At 34.0% G+C, this 20,115-nt stretch carries 16 protein-coding genes; 12 read left to right on the forward strand and 4 right to left on the reverse strand.

The features are described from left to right. Position 1: 1 nt before the first annotated feature. Positions 2-2,518, reverse strand: a complete 2,517-nt coding sequence (gene topA / locus B0A75_RS09200; protein ID WP_089053986.1) for a type I DNA topoisomerase — start codon at positions 2,516-2,518, stop codon at positions 2-4. A gap of 320 nt (positions 2,519-2,838) precedes the next feature. On the opposite strand from topA, the gene miaB reads away from it, so the two are divergent. The 9 genes from miaB to B0A75_RS09245 all read left to right on the forward strand — a co-directional run bounded on the left by miaB (position 2,839) and on the right by B0A75_RS09245 (position 12,135). Next, positions 2,839-4,284, forward strand: a complete 1,446-nt coding sequence (gene miaB / locus B0A75_RS09205) for a tRNA (N6-isopentenyl adenosine(37)-C2)-methylthiotransferase MiaB (protein ID WP_089053987.1) — start codon at positions 2,839-2,841, stop codon at positions 4,282-4,284. Between the two features lie 81 nt (positions 4,285-4,365). Further along, the gene (locus tag B0A75_RS09210) at positions 4,366-4,734 is read left to right on the forward strand and encodes a GxxExxY protein (protein ID WP_089053988.1); all 369 of its coding nucleotides are present in this window, start codon (positions 4,366-4,368) and stop codon (positions 4,732-4,734) included. Positions 4,735-4,784: 50 nt separating this feature from the next. Continuing rightward, positions 4,785-6,041: a sigma-54 interaction domain-containing protein gene (locus tag B0A75_RS09215; protein ID WP_089053989.1), complete on the forward strand. Its 1,257-nt coding sequence runs from the start codon at positions 4,785-4,787 to the stop codon at positions 6,039-6,041. 102 nt (positions 6,042-6,143) lie between these two features. Next, a complete protein-coding gene (locus B0A75_RS09220) occupies positions 6,144-6,662 on the forward strand; it encodes an LptE family protein (RefSeq protein WP_089053990.1) in 519 nt (172 codons plus the stop codon). A 107-nt stretch (positions 6,663-6,769) separates the two neighbouring features. Continuing rightward, positions 6,770-8,164, forward strand: a complete 1,395-nt coding sequence (locus tag B0A75_RS09225) for a tetratricopeptide repeat protein (RefSeq protein ID WP_089053991.1) — start codon at positions 6,770-6,772, stop codon at positions 8,162-8,164. A 3-nt stretch (positions 8,165-8,167) separates the two neighbouring features. After that, positions 8,168-8,509: a preprotein translocase subunit SecG gene (gene secG, locus B0A75_RS09230; RefSeq protein WP_089053992.1), complete on the forward strand. Its 342-nt coding sequence runs from the start codon at positions 8,168-8,170 to the stop codon at positions 8,507-8,509. 141 nt (positions 8,510-8,650) lie between these two features. Next, positions 8,651-8,926, forward strand: coding sequence for a co-chaperone GroES (locus B0A75_RS09235; RefSeq protein WP_012023920.1), 276 nt, complete (start codon positions 8,651-8,653; stop codon positions 8,924-8,926). 87 nt (positions 8,927-9,013) lie between these two features. Then, positions 9,014-10,642, forward strand: a complete 1,629-nt coding sequence (gene groL, locus B0A75_RS09240; protein WP_089053993.1) for a chaperonin GroEL — start codon at positions 9,014-9,016, stop codon at positions 10,640-10,642. Between the two features lie 293 nt (positions 10,643-10,935). Further along, positions 10,936-12,135, forward strand: a complete 1,200-nt coding sequence (locus B0A75_RS09245) for an alkaline phosphatase family protein (RefSeq protein ID WP_089053994.1) — start codon at positions 10,936-10,938, stop codon at positions 12,133-12,135. Positions 12,136-12,382: 247 nt separating this feature from the next. Here the strand turns inward: B0A75_RS09245 and B0A75_RS09250 are convergent, their stop codons facing one another. Together B0A75_RS09250 and B0A75_RS09255 are read right to left on the reverse strand one after the other, a co-directional pair. After that, positions 12,383-13,912, reverse strand: coding sequence for a SulP family inorganic anion transporter (locus B0A75_RS09250; protein ID WP_089053995.1), 1,530 nt, complete (start codon positions 13,910-13,912; stop codon positions 12,383-12,385). Positions 13,913-14,193: 281 nt separating this feature from the next. Further along, entirely contained in the window at positions 14,194-14,583 is a 390-nt protein-coding gene (locus B0A75_RS09255) for a hypothetical protein (RefSeq protein WP_089053996.1), read from the reverse strand. A gap of 90 nt (positions 14,584-14,673) precedes the next feature. On the opposite strand from B0A75_RS09255, the gene B0A75_RS09260 reads away from it, so the two are divergent. The 3 genes from B0A75_RS09260 (at position 14,674) to B0A75_RS09270 (ending at position 17,161) form a co-directional block, all read left to right on the forward strand. Further along, positions 14,674-14,895, forward strand: coding sequence for a hypothetical protein (locus tag B0A75_RS09260; protein ID WP_089053997.1), 222 nt, complete (start codon positions 14,674-14,676; stop codon positions 14,893-14,895). A gap of 401 nt (positions 14,896-15,296) precedes the next feature. Continuing rightward, positions 15,297-16,553, forward strand: coding sequence for a TMEM143 family protein (locus tag B0A75_RS09265; RefSeq protein WP_089054010.1), 1,257 nt, complete (start codon positions 15,297-15,299; stop codon positions 16,551-16,553). 140 nt (positions 16,554-16,693) lie between these two features. Beyond that, complete coding sequence (locus tag B0A75_RS09270) at positions 16,694-17,161, forward strand: Mpo1 family 2-hydroxy fatty acid dioxygenase (protein ID WP_089053998.1); 468 nt, start codon at positions 16,694-16,696, stop codon at positions 17,159-17,161. 3 nt (positions 17,162-17,164) lie between these two features. On the opposite strand, the gene B0A75_RS09275 is transcribed toward B0A75_RS09270, so the two are convergent. Further along, positions 17,165-19,762 (reverse strand): family 20 glycosylhydrolase, encoded by a 2,598-nt coding sequence (locus tag B0A75_RS09275; RefSeq protein WP_208861262.1) that lies wholly within the window; start codon positions 19,760-19,762, stop codon positions 17,165-17,167. Positions 19,763-20,115 lie beyond the last annotated feature (353 nt).

The following is a 20,115-nucleotide window of genomic DNA, read 5'->3' on the forward strand; positions in this document are numbered from 1 at the left end:
ATTATTTCTTTTTAGCAGCTGGTTTTTTAGCTGGAGTTTTTTTAGTTGTTGCCGCTTTTTTCGCTGGCGCTTTTTTTGCTGGAGTTTTCTTAGCAATCATTTCTTGAACTTCTGCCAATGTTAATTTTGTCGCATCAACATCTTTACTCAATTCAATTTTGATTTTACCTTTTGTAATCACTGAACGCCCCCAACGCGCTTTCTCTACCAAAATCCCTTCGTCTTCCCAATTGTGAAGTACTTTATCTATATTTTTTTGCAATTTATCTTCAATCAGTTCTTCAACATCAGCCTGAGATAGATTATCAAAATTGTATTTTTTGCTCACATTTACAAAAAGACCATTCCATTTGATGAATGGACCAAAACGCCCCACACCTTTCTGAACAGGTTCTCCTTTGTACATTGCAATTGGCGCATCAGCAAGTGCTTTTTCGTCAATTAACTCCTGTGCTCTTTCTTTTGAAACCCCTAAAGGATCTTCACCGCGAGGTAATGAAATAAATACACTTCCGTGACGAACATACGGACCATATCGACCGTTACTGACTTCTACTTCCTCTCCTTTATATTCTCCTAAATTTTTAGGAAGCAAAAACAAATTCAGAGCTTCTTCAAGCGTGATATTTCCAATGTTTTGATCTGCCATTAAGCTGGCAAACTTTTTATCTTCGTCGTCTGCTTCTCCAATTTGAGCCATTGGTCCAAATTTTCCTAAACGAACAGAAACTTGTCTTCCGTCAGCATCTTTTCCTAGGATTCTTTCACCGCTTTCACGTTCAGCATTTGCCTCAACTTCTTTTACATTTGGGTGAAATTTATTGTAGAAATCCTGCATCATTTTTGCCCAGTCAATATTTCCCTCGGCAATTTCATCAAAATCCTGCTCAACTTTTGCAGTAAAGTTATAATCTAAAATATTTCCGAAGTTTTTAACCAAGAAATCTGTTACGATAGTTCCGATATCCGTTGGAACCAATTTTCCTTTATCAGAACCTGTATTTTCTTTTAAAAGCTTCTCTCCTACTTTACTGTTTTGCAAAGTAAGCTGTGTATAATTACGTTCCTGACCTTCAAGAGTTCCTTTTTCAACATAATTTCTATTGATAATAGTTGAAATAGTTGGCGCATAAGTAGACGGACGTCCAATTCCAAGTTCCTCTAGTTTCTTCACCAAAGATGCCTCAGTATAACGTGCCGGCGGTCTTGAATATCGTTCTGTAGCTGTAATATAATTATTCGCTAGTTTTTCGTTTACTTTTAATGCAGGAAGCATTCCTTCTTGCTCCTCTTCATCATCATCGTGACCTTCTAAGTACACTTTTAAGAAACCTTCAAAAAGCAAAACTTCTCCAGAAGCTGTAAAAATTTCACTGTGATTATCTGCTTCGATTTTTACGTTTGTTCTTTCCAACTGCGCATCACTCATTTGTGAAGCCAAAGTTCTTTTCCAGATCAAATCGTACAAACGAGCCTGATCACGATCAATGTTTACCGTGTGACGAGACATATCAGTCGGACGAATTGCCTCGTGAGCTTCTTGTGCCCCTTTATTCTTGTTTGCAAAAACTCTCGGTTTCGAAAATTCTTTTCCGTACGATTTTATAATTTCAGCTTCAGCGGCATCCATTGCTTCTTTTGAAAGATTTACCGAGTCCGTTCTCATATAAGTAATAAGTCCGGCTTCGTACAAACGTTGTGCTAATTGCATTGTAATTCCAACAGGTAAATACAATTTTCTTGCTGCTTCTTGTTGCAGCGTTGAAGTTGTAAAAGGTGCTGTTGGAGATTTTTTGGTAGGTTTAGTTTCTAAATCAGCAACCTTATATTTAGAACCGATATTTTGATTTAAGAAATCTTCGGCTTCTTTTTTAGTATTGAAGTTTTTTGGCAGTTTTGCTTTAAAAGCTTTTCCAGCTTCGTTTACAAACTCGGCAACAATTGAATACGTTGCAACTGCATTAAAGTTTTGAATTTCGCGCTCTCTCTCCACAATCAAACGTACAGAAACTGATTGTACACGACCTGCTGAAAGTCCGCCTTTAATTTTTCTCCATAAAACCGGAGATAATTCGTAACCTACTAAACGATCCAGAACACGACGTGCTTGTTGTGCGTTTACTAAATTATAATCAATTTCTCTTGGATTATCGATTGCTTTAAGAATCGCCGATTTTGTAATCTCATGAAAAACAATACGTTTCGTCTTCTTTTTATCAAGTTTCAATTCTTCCGCCAGGTGCCAAGAAATAGCCTCCCCCTCGCGGTCCTCATCGCTTGCTAACCAAACCGTTTCGGCATTCTTAGATAGTGTTTTAAGTTTACTTACCAAAGCTTTTTTATCCGAAGAAACTTCATATTTTGGCTTAAAACCATTCTCTACATCTACTCCTATTTCCTTTGATGGTAAGTCGGCTATGTGACCATAACTTGACTCCACCTGAAAATCGTTCCCTAGAAATTTCTCGATTGTTTTCGCCTTTGCAGGTGACTCCACTATTACTAAATTCTTTGCCATTGCTCTATTTTTCTGCAACAAAAGTATTTATTTTTTTTAAATATTAACCTCGTCAATTCATTTTTGAGTTATTTTAGTATTATGTTTCTTAAAATTGAAGATTTATCTGAACTATTCTTTATTATATATATAGGTGTAAATTTTACTATTCGATAACCGAGAAATATGCTTTTTATTTATGAGTTTAGACAACCATCTATATTGCTTTTCTAATCTAGAAATAGTACTATAATCTTTGAAAATTAAATTTGTTAATTCTTTCCCTGCCATCTTGTCATATTGACTGTATTTACGCTATCTTTGCACTTTGAATTTTTACAATGGAAAAGATTATTGAAGAAAGCAAACAAGGCGAAAGTCTTGTCTTAGAAAATAAACCTGAGAATACTAAAAAACTTTTTATAGAAAGTTACGGCTGTGCGATGAATTTTTCAGACAGTGAGGTTGTAGCTTCCATTTTGTCTGATGGCGGATACAACACTACTTCAGTTCTTGAAGAGGCTGATTTGGTTTTGGTAAACACTTGTTCTATTCGTGACAAAGCCGAACAGACGATTCGTAAACGTCTAGAAAAATACAATGCAGTAAAACGTACTAATCCTAAAATGAAAGTGGGAGTTTTAGGCTGTATGGCTGAGCGTTTAAAAAGTCAATTTTTAGAAGAAGAAAAAATAGTCGATCTTGTTGTCGGCCCTGACGCTTACAAAGATCTTCCGAATTTATTAGCGGAAGTTGAAGAAGGTCGTGACGCTATCAATGTAATTTTATCAAAAGAAGAAACTTACGGGGATATTTCGCCGGTTCGTTTAATGAGCAACGGAATCACCGCTTTGGTTTCGATCACTCGTGGATGCGATAACATGTGTACATTCTGCGTTGTGCCTTTTACACGCGGACGTGAACGCAGTCGTGAACCGCAAAGTATCATGGCTGAAATTCAGGATTTATGGAATAAAGGTTTTAAAGAAATTACGCTTTTAGGACAAAACGTTGATAGTTACCTTTGGTACGGCGGCGGTTTGAAGAAAGATTTTGTAAATGCTTCTGAAATGCAAAAAGCAACTGCTGTCGATTTTGATCAATTACTTGAAATGGTTGCGGTTGGTTTTCCTAAAATGCGTATCCGTTTTTCAACCTCGAATCCGCAGGATATGCATGAGAGTATCTTGCATGTTATTGCGAAGTATCCAAATATCTGTAAACACATTCACTTACCAGTTCAATCTGGAAGTAACCGAATTTTAAAAGAAATGAATCGTCTGCATACTCGTGAAGAATACATGACTTTGATTGACAAAATTAGAGCGATTATTCCAAATGCTTCGATTTCACAAGATATGATCGCTGGTTTCCCAACAGAAACAGAGCAAGATCACCAAGATACTATGAGTTTAATGGAATATGTAAAATATAATTTCGGTTATATGTATTCGTATTCTGAACGCCCAGGAACTTTAGCTGGAAGAAAAATGGAAGATGATGTTGAAGAAGAAACTAAAGCTAGAAGATTACAGGAAATCGTCGATTTACAGCAAAAACACGCTTGGTTTAGAAGTGAAGAATTTGTTGGACAAGTTGTTGAAGTTCTAGTAGAAAAAGTTTCTAAAAAATCAAAAGAAGAATTCTCTGGAAGAAATTCTCAAAGTATAACAGTAGTTTTCCCGAAAGAAAGTTACAAAATTGGAGATTTCGTAAACGTAAAAATCACAAGCTGTACTTCAGGAACCTTAAAAGGTGAAGCTGTAGGATTAAGCAGCATGAATTAATTTTTTTTTGCCACAGATTAAAAGGATTAGAATGATTTTTTTATTATTTTTCTTACTTTTAATTTAGCGATTAAAATATTTATGCATTATAGAGAAAATGAAACTTACAAGATTATTGGCATCTGTATGGAAGTACATCGCAATCTTGGACCAGGCTTACTAGAAGTAATCTACAAAGATGCTCTGGAAGTTGAATTTAAAGAAAACAACATTCCTTTTGAAAGAGAAAAGGAATATTCAATTGAATATAAAGGTAAAATTCTGCCTCATAAATTTTATGCTGATTTTGTTATTAATGAAAATATAATTTTAGAAGTAAAAGCGATTAAAGAATTTTCAACTGAACATATTGCTCAGATTTTGAATTACATAAAATTATCAAATTCAGAAGTAGGTCTTTTGGTTAATTTTCAAACCAAATCACTTCAATACAAGAGATATGTCATTTAAGTATAAAAATCTGTGTTAATCAGTTTAATCTGTGGCAAAAAAATAAATACATGGAAACAGTTCAAGCAATAAAACAACGATTTGAGATTATTGGTAATGACCCAAAATTAAATCGTGCTATCGAAAAAGCCATTCAGGTTGCTCCTACTGATATTTCGGTAATGGTGACTGGAGAAAGTGGTGTTGGTAAAGAAAACATTCCTAGAATTATACACTCGCTTTCGCACAGAAAGCACGGAAAATATATTGCGGTAAACTGTGGAGCGATTCCGGAAGGAACAATTGACAGTGAACTTTTTGGACACGAAAAAGGAGCTTTTACAGGAGCCACAAGCACACGTGAAGGTTATTTTGAAGTTGCCGACGGCGGAACAATCTTCTTGGATGAAGTTGGAGAATTACCACTGACAACACAAGTGCGTTTACTTCGTGTTTTGGAAAATGGAGAATTTATAAAAGTAGGTTCGTCTCAGGTTCAAAAAACCAACGTTCGTATTGTTGCTGCTACAAATGTGAACTTGTTTAATGCCATCGAAAAAGGAAAATTTCGTGAAGACTTGTACTATCGTTTAAGTACAGTCGAAATTACATTACCTCCATTGCGTGAACGAAATGACGATATTCATTTATTGTTTAGAAAATTTGTGGCAGATTTTGCTCATAAATACAAAATGCCTCCTTTAAAATTAGATGACGATGCTGTAAATGTATTGCAAAAATTTAGATGGAACGGAAATATCCGTCAGCTTCGAAATGTAGCTGAACAAATTTCGGTTTTAGAAACCAATCGCGATATTTCGGCAGCCACTTTACAATCGTATCTTCCTGCCGAAGGAAGCAATCTGCCATCTGTAATAAGCGACAGTAAAAAAGAAAGTGATTTTAGCACAGAAAGAGATATTTTGTACAAAGTCCTTTTTGATATGAAAAGTGATCTGAATGATCTTAAAAAATTGACTTTAGAGTTAATGAAGAACGGCACTTCTAAAGTTCAGGATATTAATCCGAATTTAATTCAGAAAATATACGGTTCACAGGAAAATGAAAGCGAGATTGATTTTGAAGAAGAACCAAGAACTGCTGTTATGACTCCTGCAGGCCGCGAAGAAAATTATCAAATGCCCGAGGATAATTATTTGTTTGCCGAAACTATTGAAGAAGAAGAGATTTTACGTTTAGAACAAAAAGAAATCGAAATGATCAAAAAATCATTAGAAAAAAACAAAGGAAAACGTAAAGCTGCTGCTGATGAATTAGGTATTTCTGAAAGAACTTTATACCGAAAAATTAAACAATTTGATTTATAGTTTTAGTGCAAAGTCGAAAAAACACCAAAACATTTTAAACCAAAAATGAATACCTTTGATCCAAGCGTCAGTAAACTGGCGAAGTAATACTTAAAATAAAAAATGAAAAACTTAAAATATCTTTTTATTCTATTAATAGCAACCACTTTCAGCGGTTGCGGTGTTTACAATTTTACGGGAACTGGAACAATTGACGCAAAAACTTTTCAAGTTAACTTTTTCCAAAACAACGCTGATTTGATTGAACCCGGAATAGACAGACAATTTACATTGGCATTGCAAGATTTAATTCAAAATCAAACCAATTTAAACTTGGTAAGTACTGGTGGAGAATTAACATATGAAGGAGAAATTGTAGATTACAGAATCACGCCAATGACAGCAACTGCTGTTACATCAACAGGTGACGTGGGAGCAGCACAAAACCGTTTGACGATTCGAATAAATGTTCGCTTCACAAACAAAAAGAAAGAAACAGATGATTTTGAAAGAACATTTGAATTTTACTTCGATTTCCCTGGAAATGAATTACCAACAGGAAGTGTTTTAAACACAGCAATTCAAACTATTTTTGAGAGAATTACACAGGATGTCTTTAATGAATCATTAGCAAAATGGTAGTTTTAGTTTAACTATTAAAACGTTTATTCGTAAAATCGATAAAATGATTCAATAGACAAACCTTTCAAATCAAAACAATAATAATTAGACGATTAAAAAAAAGAGAAATGAATGTAACTGATTATACTTACTTAATGAACAAACCCGATGCTATTACAGAACAGCAGGCAGAAGCATTAGGAAGTGTTTTGAATGAATTTCCGTATTTTCAAAGTGCCAGAGCACTACGATTAAAAGGACTTTACAACCAAAACAGCTTTAAGTATAACTACGCCTTAAAAGTTACTGCTGCTCATACAGCTGATCGTTCAGTATTATTTGATTTTATTACCTCAGAAAATTTTACTACAATTCAAGGCGAATATTACGATCGTAAACTTCACGATTTACTAGAAATAACTGTTGTTGACAGCGAAATTGTCTCGCCTAAACCAATCGATAAAGTTACATTTACAAAAATTGACCCTATTGAACAGTCTATTTTAAACTCGATTAAAGAAGCTTCAAATGTAGTATTTGAAGAACCTGCAAAAATTATAGAAAAACCTATTGATCCTATTATTGAAAAATCAATCTTAAGTTCGATAAAAGAAGCTGCAGCAAATACTTTTGAAGAAAAAGTAAAAACAGAAGAACCAGCAACTCTTGTTAGCGAATCAATAATTGCAAGCCCTAGCGAAGAAGAAATTTTAAACACTTTTAAAGAGGCTGAAAAAACAGAGGACACTCCAACAGAAACTATTATTGAGTCCTCTATTATAAGTCCTACTGAAGAAGAAATATTAAATACTTTTGAAGAAGTGACAAAATCAGAAGAAAAAACAATTGAACCGGTTACCGAACAGAAAGCAGTTACACCAATAAAAGGAGCAATTCCAACTTTCTTCGAAGAAATTGTAGACGACGAAATCGAAGAAGTAAGAGTTTCTCCAATCGAAGAATCAATTTTAAGCTCAATAAAAGAGGCATCAACAGTTGTTTTTGATAAGGTAAAAACAGAAGAAGAACCAAAAGAAACGGAGAGCTCTGAACCTGTAAAAAATGCCGAAAAAAATCTTGAAATAGGAAAACCATTAGATTTCTCTGATAACGAAAAGCATTCTTTTCAAGAATGGCTGCAATTGGCAAAAACTGAACCTATTGACCGAACTGAGGACACAGCAAATAATAATGAAGCCAAAACAACTGAAGAGATTGATAGAATTGAGGAAGAAAAAAAGAAAAAGTCAGAAATAATCGATAAGTTTATTGAAACAAATCCTAAAATATCTCCAATAAAGCAGACTGCAATAACCCCTGCAGTACAATTCGACATCAATAAAGAAGATAATTCTTACTTAATGACAGAGACTTTAGCCAGAGTATATTTAGAACAAAAAAAATATACCAAAGCGATACAAGCATATGAAATATTAATTTTGAAATATCCAGAAAAAATTACTTTCTTTGCAGACCGCATTTCGGATATAAAGATTTTACAACAAAATAACAATAACAATTAAGCAATGAGCACATTTTCAATTTTTTTAGTTTTAATCACAATAGTTTGTTTTCTATTGATCGTAGTAATCATGGTTCAAAACCCTAAAGGAGGAGGATTATCTTCTACTATCAGCGGAACTCAAATGTTAGGCGGTGTTCAAAAAACAACTGACTTTTTAGATAAAAGTACTTGGACATTAGCAACTATTTTGATTGTTTTAATTTTACTTTCAAGCTTAAGCTTTACAGGATCATTAAACGATACTGGATCTAAAATTATTGAAAAAACAGAAGCTCCTGCTGCAACTACACCAGCTGCACCTGCACAGCAAACTCCTGCTCCGGCAGCACCTGCTACAAAATAATAATTTTGATATAAATTAAAATGCCAGCCTGTCAAAGCTGGCATTTTTTTTAAGAAATAATGTCAGTTTTATGAGCATGGCACAGTTTCTGAAAGTTTATAGAACATTAAAAAACGTATAACCTAATAACATAATAAAATCATGGCTTTAAACATAAAACCGCTTTCAGACCGCGTACTTATTGAGCCTGTTGCAGCTGAAACTAAAACTGCTTCAGGAATCTTTATTCCAGATACTGCCAAAGAGAAACCACAAAAAGGAACTGTAGTTGCAGTAGGAAATGGATCAAAAGATCACACAATGACTGTAAAAGTTGGCGACACTGTACTTTACGGTAAATACGCAGGAACTGAATTAAAACTAGAAGGAACTGATTATTTGATTATGCGTGAAGACGACATCTTAGCGATAATCTAAAAAACACATATTGTATTAAGTACCGAAGACTTAAGAATTAAGAACTTCAATAACTTGAAACAAATCAAACTTTAAACAAAAATTAAAATGGCAAAAGATATAAAATTTGATATTGAAGCACGTGACGGATTAAAACGTGGTGTTGATGCATTAGCAAATGCTGTAAAAGTAACTCTTGGACCAAAAGGTCGTAACGTAATCATCGGAAAGTCATTTGGCGGACCAACGGTTACTAAAGACGGTGTTTCTGTTGCAAAAGAAATCGAATTAAAAGACCCATTAGAAAACATGGGTGCGCAAATGGTTAAAGAAGTAGCTTCAAAAACTAATGATTTAGCGGGTGACGGAACTACAACTGCTACAGTTTTAGCACAAGCTATCGTAAAAGAAGGCTTGAAAAACGTTGCTGCAGGTGCAAATCCAATGGATTTAAAACGCGGTATCGATAAAGCGGTTGAAGCTATCGTTGCTGACTTGGCTTCTCAAGCTAAAGTTGTTGGAAGTGATTCTGACAAAATCAAACAAATTGCTTCTATCTCTGCAAACAATGACGAAGTTATTGGTGAGTTAATCGCTACAGCTTTTGCTAAAGTTGGAAAAGAAGGTGTTATCACTGTTGAAGAAGCTAAAGGAACTGACACTTTTGTAGATGTTGTTGAAGGAATGCAGTTTGACAGAGGATACCTTTCTCCTTATTTCGTAACAAACCCAGAAAAAATGGAAGTTGAATTAGACTCTCCATACATCTTATTATACGACAAAAAAGTTTCTTCTTTAAAAGAATTACTTCCTGTTTTAGAGCCAGTTGCTCAATCTGGAAAACCTTTATTAATTATTGCTGAAGATGTTGACGGAGAAGCTCTTTCTACTCTTGTAGTAAACAAATTAAGAGGTGCTCTTAAAATTGCTGCTGTTAAAGCTCCAGGTTTTGGAGACAGAAGAAAAGCAATGTTAGAAGATATTGCAATCTTAACTGGTGGAACTGTAATTTCTGAAGAAAGAGGATATACTCTTGAAAATACAACTATCGAAATGTTAGGAACTGCAAAAAGAGTTTCTATCGATAAAGACAACACTACTATTGTAAGTGGTGCTGGTGAAGCTGACATTATCAAAAACAGAGTAAACCAAATTAAAGGTCAGATGGAAACTACTACATCTGATTACGATAAAGAAAAATTACAAGAGCGTTTGGCTAAATTAGCTGGCGGTGTTGCTGTTCTTTATGTTGGTGCTGCTTCTGAGGTTGAAATGAAAGAGAAAAAAGACAGAGTTGACGATGCATTACATGCAACTCGTGCTGCTGTTGAAGAAGGAATTGTTGCTGGTGGTGGTGTTGCTTTATTAAGAGCAAAAGCTGCTTTAGCTTCTCTTAAAGCTGACAACGCTGATGAAGCAACTGGAATCCAGATTGTATCTCGCGCTGTTGAATCTCCATTAAGAACAATCGTTGAAAATGCAGGTCTTGAAGGCTCTGTAGTTGTAGCAAAAGTTGGTGAAGGTTCTGGTGATTTTGGATACAATGCAAAAACTGACGAATATGTAGATATGCTTAAAGCTGGTATTATCGATCCTAAGAAAGTAACTCGTGTAGCTCTTGAAAATGCTGCATCTGTTTCTGGAATGATCCTTACTACAGAATGTGCATTAATTGATATTAAAGAAGAAAACGCTGGCGGAATGCCAATGGGAGGCGGAATGCCAGGAATGATGTAATTCATTCTCTTCTTAAAACTTAAAACGCTGGATTTCTATCCAGCGTTTTTTTTGTTTGCTACAAATTACACGAATTTTCACGAATTATTTTTTAGCCACTCCCGATAGCTATCGGGATAAAAGGATTAAAAAGATTATAATCTGTGAGAATCCTTTTAATCTGTGACAACTTTTTTTTGCGCAAAGCATTCGTGGAAATTAGTGTAATTTGTGGCAGCCTTTTATATTTAACATTCTCTTTTTCTTTAAAAAATCTGTTATCTCTACCTTTGCAGTTCTATTAAAATTACAAAATGAGAAAATTCACAACTCGCCTCTTATCTTTTACACTCTTATTTCTTACTACTTTTTCACAAGCCCAAACCAACAAAGATTCCTATGTAGTTTTAGTTTCTATGGATGGTTTTCGATGGGATTATGCAAAACAATATAAACTTCAGAATTTAAAACAAATTGCATCTGAGGGTGTTCATGCAAAATCAATGAAACCGTCTTATCCAAGTAAAACTTTTCCAAATCATTATTCTATTGTTACCGGGCTTTACCCTGATCACCATGGAATTATTAATAATGTTTTTTATGATGCCGCTTTAAACGAATCTTTTTCATTATCAAGCGATGCCAAAACTGATTCTCGCTATTACGGCGGAAATCCAATTTGGAATCTCGCGGAACAGCAAGGTGTAAAAACTGCTTCTTTTTTCTGGCCGGGTTCTGACATTGACAAAAGAAACCCAAGTTATTTTAAAAAATACGATAGTAAAATTCCGTACGGAGCTCGAATCGACACTGTCCTGAAATGGCTTCAGCTTCCAGAAAAACAACGACCTCATCTTATTACTTTGTATTTTGACGAGCCAGATCATACAGGTCATAATTTTGGACCATTATCGGCAGAGACTAAAAAAGCAGTAATAAAAATGGATTCGATTATGGGCGCATTGTCTCGCAGGTTAGATCAATTAGAAATTGGAAAAAAAATCAATTTGATTATTGTTTCAGATCACGGAATGGCGAGCATCAGCAATGATAAAAAGGTGGCTGTTTTAGATTATTTAAAACCAGAATGGCTTGGATATAAAGCTGTAGTTAACCCAATTATGAGTCTTCAGGCAAAAACCGGCTGTCAAGATTCAATTGCAAAAGTCTTAAAAAAAGTACCGCATATTAAATTTTGGAAATCAACTGAAGTTCCTAAAAGACTTCATTATGGCACCAATCCACGTATACATGATTTTGTTATCGAAGCAAAAAAAGGATACAGTCTAGTCAGCAAAGAAAGTCAAAATATAAAAGGCGGAACTCATGGTTATGACAATAACGAAAAAGATATGCACGCTATTTTCTATGCAAAAGGCCCTGCATTTAAAGTAGATAAAAAGGTAAAAACTTTTCAAAACGTTTCAGTTTATCCTTTAATTGCACATATTTTAGGCTTGCAAATTGGCGAAATCGACGGAAAGTTCAGCAACGTAAAATCCATGCTTCGTTAAATTAGATAATGTGTCAATTTGATAATTAGATAATAATCTGATTGTCATCCTGAGCGAAGTCGAAGAGCACTCCAATTTGCAAGAGCTTCGACTCCGCTCAGCCTGACAAAAAAAACGAGCCCAACAGATTTTAGTAATCTGTTGGGCTCGTTTTTTTGATATACATTACGTAGACGCACTGCAGTGCGCCTCTACAATACACATTATCAATACAATTATCTAATTATCAAATTGACACATTATCTAATTAAGAAACCACTTTATACGTAGGATCTTCTATTACATTTACGTTGATAACAGCATCAGCATTTTTAAGCAATTGCCTGCAATCTGCACTTAAATGCTGTAATTCTACAACCTTGTTTAGCTGATTGTATTTTTTAGTCAAATTATTTAAAGCTTCGATTGCCGACATATCCGAAACTCGGCTTTCTTTAAAATCTATAATAATATGATCTGGATCGTTTTTGATGTCGAATTTCTCTGTAAAAGCAGCTATCGAACCAAAAAATAAAGGGCCAAAAATTTCATAATGCTTTATTCCGTTTTCGTCTATATATTGTCTAGCTCTAATTCTTTTGGCACTTTCCCACGCAAAAACCAAGGCAGAAATAATTACCCCAATTAAAACTGCTAATGCTAGATTATGCAATACAATTGTAATAAGAGCAACTAAAATACCAACGAAAATATCATGTTTAGGCATTTTATTGATAATTCTGAAACTCGACCATTCAAATGTTGTAATTGCAACCATCATCATAACACCAACCAAAGCCGCCATTGGCAATTTACCAATAACAGGAGCTCCAAAAAGCACAATCAGTAAAATTGTCAAAGCAGCAATAATCCCTGAAAGTCTTGCTCTGGAACCAGCACCAAGATTTACCAAAGTTTGTGCGATCATTGGACAGCCGCCCATTCCGAAAAAGAAACCGTTTAAGATATTTGAACTTCCTTGCGCAATACATTCACGATTACTATTCCCTCGCGTTCCTGTAATCTCGTCAACAAGATTCAGTGTAAGCAAACCTTCGGTCAAACCAACGGCCGCGACAATTACAGAATAGGGAAATATTACTTTAAGAGTTTCAAAAGTAAAAGGAATATTAGGGATATGAAACGGAGGAAATCCGCCTTGAACTGAGGCGATATCTTCGACTGTTTTGGTCTCAATATTAAAAAAAAGTACGATGGCAAACACTACCATAATTGCCACTAAAGAAGCTGGAACTGCTTTTGTAAGTTTCGGAAAAAGCAGAACGATACTAATTGTAAGCGCGGTTAAACCTAACATTATATACAGCGGTGTTCCTTGCAGCCAAGTCGTTTCGCCATTTACAATAGTTTTAAACTGCTCCAGCTGCGACATAAAAATCACAACTGCCAATCCGTTTACAAAACCAAACATAACAGGCTGAGGCACTAAACGTATAAATTTTCCCAGTTTAAAAAGTCCAATAGTTATTTGCACCAGTCCGCCAAGTGCAACCGCAGCAAAAACATATTCTAATCCGTGTGATTTCATTAAAGCAATCAAAACAATCACTGTAGCTCCGGCACCTCCAGAAATCATTCCGGGTCTTCCGCCAAAAACTGCGGTAACTAATCCAGCTATAAAAGCGGCATACAACCCAACTAAAGGTGGAAATCCTGCCAAAATTGCAAATGACAAAGATTCTGGAATCATTGTCATTGCAACGGTTAAACCCGCTAAAATTTCGTTTTTGTAATTGACTTTTTGAGTAAAATCGAAGAGTTGAAAAGCTTTTTTCATAGAGCACAAATGTAAAAAATAATGCCCATAAAGTAAACAAAGCATTCTTCTATAAAAAATACTAAAGTGATAGCAGTAAAGAAAATTTTAACTTAGAACAACTGCTTTAAAACCAAAACTAAAACAGAGAGAATAAAATGTATCATAATCTATTTTTGACTTTTATAAGAAATTAAAATCCAAAATTATTTATAAAACAATATAAAAAACTAGGTATTTATACCTGTTTTCGCACTGTCTTATCTTCTTCTTGTTGTGGAATCAACTAAAAACACAACTTCTTACTTCTGATCTCCTTCTGCAATTTGCGCTTCTAAATATTGAATTACTTTTTGAAGGCTTTCAATTGTCTCTTTTCTAGCTTCTGCAAGATCTTTGTAATTGACAGCTTCTTCTTTATCTGCCTTTTCCGTTTTGTAATATATAACAGGTTCTTCACGAAAAGCATCCAACTTTATCATACTGCCTGTACCTTTTAAAAGCCACTCGAGATTTATATCTGAATATCTTCTTAGAATATTTTCTAACTTATCAAGTCCTATTGTTTTGTTTCTCTTTAATTGGCTAGCAAAAGACCCATTAGACATACCAATTTCTCTTTCAAAAGCACTAATTCTAATACCTTTGTAATCAAGATATTGTTTTATTCTCTGTAAAGTGTTTTCTGACATAATACATTATTTTATTAGAAAATATTCTATTTATTTTGCAATTAAGAAATATCTTACTGTATTTGTCTCGTTTTTAATACAAATTAAGCAATGGACAAAAATATGAAAACTAAACCAAGTTACAATCAAGATGTCTTAAAGATTATTAAAAATAGATACGGATATTCTTACGACTATATTCGAAAATCTATTCGAGGCGATAGAACTGGGATTACTTGCGACCTTATTAAAGCTGAATATTCCAAGCTTGTTAATGAGTATAAAAAACTAATGGAAAGCCAAATAAGTAAATTAAAAGATGTAAAAAAATAACCGCTGCCATCAAAAGTTACTCGATTTTAAACTCATAAAAACTAAATTATATAAAAAACAGACCCTACACTAGTCTCCATAATAGTGCTTATAATATAAATACAGAAGAATCCTCACTCTCTGCTATTAATACTATAAGAAGGGTCAATGCAAATCTATTCATGCAATAGAAACGATTTTAGATATGTAACTGATCCGCACATATCTAAGGTACCCCTCAAGAAAGTCAAAGCCGTAAAGAGGTTTTCTTTATGGCTTTTGTCTTTTTATGCAGATTCTTATTTTTAATTAAATGAGTATCAAAATTTTTATTCCTTTCTAAAAAACTTAAAAAAATCAAATTTGGAGCAGTATTTTTGCGTTACATATATACTTCAAAAATTAAAGCCTCAAAAATCGATATGACACGAGAACATTATATTCCCTTTAACAAGGAATTTTTACTCGAACAACAAATTACTGCTTTCGCTAAAGACTCAAAAAAAGTTGACGATTTCAAAAAATTATTCGACATCATAGAACATTACTATCATTACGAATCTTTTAATCTAAATCGAAATTTAAAACAAAATTATTCTCTTTTTGATCCTGATTTGAGCGAAAAAGAACGTGAGGGTTTTATTGGAAAAAGTGATTTTTCTGTTTTCAAAAACACTTTACTCACAGTTCTAGAACGCGGCAATTATCATCGCATAGACAAAGAAACACTGGAAGTTGCTTTTAAAGAATCTGACTTGATTGGACTCGATTTATCGATCGATTTTAATGCTTTTAAGGACTACGAACTTTATGTTCGCGGTCATCATAAAGCCAAAGAAAAAATTACAAAACACATTTTCTGGAAGAAAGAAGTTGAGATTGAATATTACGATCGGGTTATGATTTTTCTTAATTACAACGAAGCTGATTATTTGAATGAAAAGAAGGTTAAGTTAGGAAAAATGCCTATTGATCCAGGATCGATTGCATTAAAAATCTTTAAACGCGTTCCTAAAAACGACCTCGAAACTATTTTTCCAAATGCCATTCCAAAAATGTCTTTAAAAGACAAATTACTGCTTTGGGTTCCTGGAATTTTTGGCGGTCTTTCCTTATTAAGTGCTAAAGTAATTCCGGCTTTAATTAATATGTACGGCGCTTATGAAACGAGAGAGGCTATTGATTTACTTAACAGCAAAACCTCACTAAATCAAGGCTTGATTGCTTTAGGAATATTATCTGCCTATTGTTTTCGACAGTACAACAACTTTGTAAACAAAAAAATCAGATATTCTAAAATGCTTTCTGACAGTTTGTATTTCAAAAATTTAGGAAATAACAGCGGTGCTTTTTATTCGCTTTTAAATTCATCTGAAGAAGAAGCTTTGAAAGAAACCATTTTGGCTTATTCTTTTTTAAATAGAAGCCAATATCCGTTAACCGCCGAAGAATTGGATTTACAAATAGAAGCTTGGTTTGCCTCAGAATTAAAAACAGAATTGGATTTTGATGTGAACGATGCTTTATTCAAATTAAAAAACATTGGAATTGGAATTGAAACTAACGGAAAATGGAGCGTCATTCCGTTAAACGAAGCATTGATAAAGATTGACGAATTGTGGGATGGCGTTTTTGATTATAATGAGCGTAATAAAATGCAAACTAAAGTTCTCACCTAAAAAAAACAGATCAAGAATAATAGTTCTATAAATTCAATCTGCTATTTTTTTATTACCATTCTCAATGAAACATTCAAAACAGAATAAGTAAAATCTAAAGAAAATTTTACTAGATTTACAAATACCTAAATCCAAAGAGAATGAGAACATTAGACCAATGGTTCACTGAATATGCTGTAAGTCATCAAAACCCAAAGAACAAAGCGATACACTACATTTGTGTGCCCGCGATTTTCTTTTCTATCGTTGGTTTATTAATGAGTATTCCAAGCGGTTTAATTGCAAATACGCTAAAACTAAATGCTCCGCTTATCGAGAATTGGGCATTTGTCGTTTTACTTTTTGTTCTAATTTTCTACATCCGATTATCGATTGCAATGGCGGTTAAAATTGCCATTTTTTCGGCTCTTTGTTTAATTGCAAATTACTATATCGGACAGGCTTTCCCGTTATGGATTTTCTCGATCGGCGTGTTTGTAATTGCATGGATTGGGCAATTTTACGGACATAATATTGAAGGCAAGAAACCTTCTTTCTTAAAAGATCTTCAGTTTTTATTAATTGGCCCAGCTTGGGTGGTTGAAAATTTATTTTCTAGAAAACAATAATCATTATTTTACTTCAACAAAAGTAAACATCCACTTTACGGGATTTTGCCAATCTTTACCTTTAAAACTCCCTACCGGCAGCTTAACCCTGACGGTATTCCAGCCTTTTTTCAATGCAATTTTCGTTGGATCCCTAAATTCATACCCTTCATCAATTAATGGAATTTCTGAATTACCTTTCATATCAGGATGTTTCCAAATTGGCGGATTAATTAACATATTATTTACCCAAACTGCGCTATTTAAATTATTCCAAGTACCTGCAGCAGGTGAATCTGTACTCATTGAACGCGATAAATTATTAAAGCCTATCCAAAATTCCTGTTCTTTATCTTCATCACTCCAAATTTGAGTTTGAGCGTACCATGTTGTATTTTCTTGCGGTTTCTCAATTACTCCAGAAATTTGGGGCGCCCACCAATGTCTCATAATCAGAGTACCGCCAACAGCTTTGTAAACCGGTTTTTCTTTTACTGTATTAAATGTCTGTTTTTCGAATGCAAAAGCTTTCGACAAATCTCCTTTGTTATCATAAGATCCATAAATATCCCAAACTAAATCTGCCTGTTTAACGTAATTAAAAGGCAAGTTTTTGAAATATTGCTTTTTTTGATCTAATAAACGATTTTCAAAGGCTGCAAATGATTTAGCTCTTTCGGTTTCGGGCTGACCAATAGCTGCTGTCCAACCTGCATAACCGCCGCCTTGCCAGCTGCGTTCTGCAAAAGCCAGCATACCGGGATAAACGGGATTCATTTTCATAACATCTTCTTCATTCGCCGCAGCTCTATCGTTCCAAACACAAACAGTCCCGCCTAAAGCATTCTCATTACCCTCAGTCAAATTACATATTTGACGATTAAAAATCGTAACGACACTTTCTAAAGGATCCATATGATTTAGATACAGATGTCTAGAATCTAAATATTTTATATTTTTATTTTTACTAACACTTGTCGCACCTTCCATCCAAAGCTGACGAATTACACCATCGTTAAAATTTCCGCCGGGCTCCCATCCTATTACTTTTTTACCTAAACTTTCAGTCAAAGCAATAACTTCGGGTAAAAATTTCTGATTCGTTATTTTAACTTCATCAGCACCTAAATGCAGATAAGGAACATCATAAGTCACACAAAATTCTTTGATTATATTTTTTACAATTTCTAAACCTGCATCACTTTGCATATCAACTCCCATAGCTCTTTTGAATGCTACACTATGTCCGGGCATATCAATTTCAGGAACTAAAGTTATGTATCGTTCTTTGCAATACTTAATGAGTTCTTTTAAGTCGGCTTCTGTATAATATTCACCTTTATCACGAAGCATATACTCTGGAGCTGTTAACTGCGGATATAACTTACTTTGCAAACGCCATGCAATATCTTCTGTAGGATGAAAATGAAAGATATTTAATTTATAAGCAGCCATTACATCAATTTGCTGTTTTAAAAGCTTAATTGACTGGTAATTTCTTCCCACATCAACCATAAATCCACGCCAGGCAAAAGCAGGCCAATCTGTAATATCAGAAGCATCTACAAAGGTATTGTCCCGCATTAATTGCAGCAAGGTTTGAATACCATTAAAAATTCCCTGCGAAGTATTGGCTGTAAGGATTATTCTATCTGATGTGGTTTCTAAATGATACGCCTCAGATTGATTTTTTGGAGCGGAAACATTCCCTAAACAGAGCTGAATATATTTTTCATTGTGTGCCGTTTTATTTGTCACTTTTACTCTCAATCCTTTTTGCTCCATAGCTTCTTTCAACATCGAAGCTTCTTTCTCTAAAACTGGATTATCTACAAGAATTGCTGTTTCTGCAGTTAACGAAAAAGCGCCTGTTTTCCAATTCAATTGTTGCGGCTTTGGCAGTAACGAAGGTTTTGATTCTAGATCAAAAATGTAAGGATAAACTAAATGCTTCCACAACAAATAACCGTCTCCTTTAAGATGCAAACCATCATTAGTTAACTCTTTTATTAACTTTCCGTCTTCATCACAAAAGGAAGTATGCAAATCAATATAAATATACTGATAAACAGCCGAATTTTGTTTCAAAACAGCATTTAAACGTTTTATCTGCTCTCCTTTACCTGTATGGTTTTCAAATTTTTTATAGAAATCATTTACAGGTAATACACTTTGCACAAACAATTTTGTCGAAGGAGATTCTTGTTTTAAATACGAAACAATTTTTGCAATATTTTTAAAAATACTATCGGTCGAAATATTCCTTGACAAATCATTAACTCCGATCAGTAAAAAAACTTTTGCCGGTTTTCTAATGGCTATTTCATCAATTCGATTCAAAACTGCGGCACTTACATCACTGCTTATTCCACGGTTTTTTATCCGATTATCTGCAAATAATTCAGCCCACTCCGCGCCATTTGTAATGCTGTTTCCAACAAAAACAATGTCGTTTTTTGTCAATGGAAGTGTTCTAAAATGAGAAACGCGCTGATGATAAAAAGTAGAAAACAAACTATCTGGCAATACTGTTTTTTTTATCTGACAATTTGCACTTATCGTGATACACAGCATAACAATCATTGCAAAATGAAACCAGCTGTATTTTTTATAATAATTCATAATTCAATTCTAATTTTCTCATTTTAAATAGTCGCTCTTCAAATCTAACTTTAAAACATTCTGTAACAATTACTTCTTCTCCCTTAATTATTCTTTTACAATGACGCTGTTTATTTAGAGAATTACACATCAACAAACCTGCTCGATCCTCCTTTGGCAAGATTATCTTCAAACTCTCATCACCATAACGTAATTAAAGCTACTCCATTATTAAAACTTTTTATTTCATTTTTCTTTTTCTTTCATTTCACCAAACAAAACCTCGTCTTTTCTTCTTTTTCATTCCAATAAATTTAATATTTCCTAAACATCATTCCTCCTCTCTGATTTTTAAAAACATTCTTTTATTAGCT

Source organism: Flavobacterium oncorhynchi, assembly GCF_002217355.1.
GTDB lineage: Bacteria > Bacteroidota > Bacteroidia > Flavobacteriales > Flavobacteriaceae > Flavobacterium > Flavobacterium oncorhynchi.